This is a genomic window from Bradyrhizobium sp. P2_E8 (assembly GCF_056403875.1).
In genome coordinates this window covers 1-1,267 of the sequence record NZ_JBFUES010001479.1, presented here as the reverse complement: position 1 = coordinate 1,267, position 1,267 = coordinate 1, and the positions used below count along the sequence as shown (strand labels likewise).

Genomic DNA, 1,267 nt, shown 5'->3' with positions numbered 1-1,267 from the left:
GCCCGGCGGCGGCGCCCGGCCCGGCGGCGGGGGAACCTGTTCTCCAATCCCGCGTCTAATCAAAGACTTGCCGCGGCAGCCCGGGCGGCGCGGCATCCCGCTTTGGGACAACGCTGCCGTAGTCCGGGCCGCTGCCATCTGCTATCGATTGGAGGCATAGCCCCCGTGGAATTTCCGATGCGCCCTTTGCCCCGTGCCGTTGTTCGAAGCCTGTTTCCCGCAGCCATCGCCGGAGTGCTCGTCTTCGGCCAATATCCGGCCGGAGCCGCCGATGACGACGCGCCCAAGGGGCCGGCCGTCACGGTGCTGAAAGTCGCAAAATCCTGCTTCTCCGACATCGTCGAGGCCACCGGCACGATCATCGCGCGCGAGGAAACGTCCGTGCGGCCCGAGCGTCCCGGCCTGAAGGTGACGGAAGTGCTGGCGGAGGCCGGCGAGACCACCACCGCCGGCCAGGTGCTGGCGCGCCTCGCGCTGCCCGAGGGCGGCACGCTTCAGGTCACCGCGCCAGTGGCGGGCGTGATCGCCACCTCGACCGCGCAGATCGGCAACCTCGCCTCGGCCAAGGGCGAGGCGCTGTTCACGATCGTGGCGCGCAGCGAATACGATCTCGTCGGCCTCGTGGCGACGACCGACGTGCGCAAGCTCGCAGTCGGTCAGCAGGCGACCGTGCGGATCGCGGGCGCCGGCGACATCGACGGCAAGGTGCGCCGCATCGGGCCGACCATCGAGCCGAACATCCAGCAGGGCATGGTCTATATCGGCATCTCCTCGCAGAAGCGGCTGCTGCTGAACGCGAGCGGGCGCGCGCTGATCAAGACCGGGCAGAGCTGCAACGTCGCGGTGCCGCTGACCTCCGTGCAATATTCGTCCGCCGGCACCGTGGTGCAGGTGATCCGCCGCAACCGCGTCGAGACCAAGCGCGTCGAGATCGGTCTGATGTCGGGCGGCAATATCGAGGTCCGCGACGGCCTCAACGAAGGCGATGTCGTCGTCGCCCGCGCCGGCGCACTCCTGCGCGAAGGCGATCCGGTGCGCCCGGTGATGGCCGCGGAAGCGGCGAAGTAGGTCTCGCCTCAACCGTCATTGCGAGGAGCGAAGCGACGAAAGTGCGAAGCCATTTTGCGCTGGTGCGACGAAGCAATCCAGAATCTTTCCGCGGAAGGATTCTGGATTGCTTCGCTGCGCTCGCAATGACGATGTGGGGGTAGATGTGCGTTACACACGCATATCGTAGGGTGGATTAGCCGAAGGCGTAATCCACCTC

1 protein-coding gene is annotated in these 1,267 nt (G+C 67.2%); it reads left to right on the top strand.

The window, feature by feature from the left end; genetic code table 11:
• The first annotated feature begins 177 nt into the window (after positions 1-177).
• Positions 178-1,068 (top strand): efflux RND transporter periplasmic adaptor subunit, encoded by an 891-nt coding sequence (locus AC1D00_RS41590; RefSeq protein ID WP_027546776.1) that lies wholly within the window; start codon positions 178-180, stop codon positions 1,066-1,068.
• The last annotated feature ends 199 nt before the right edge of the window (positions 1,069-1,267 follow it).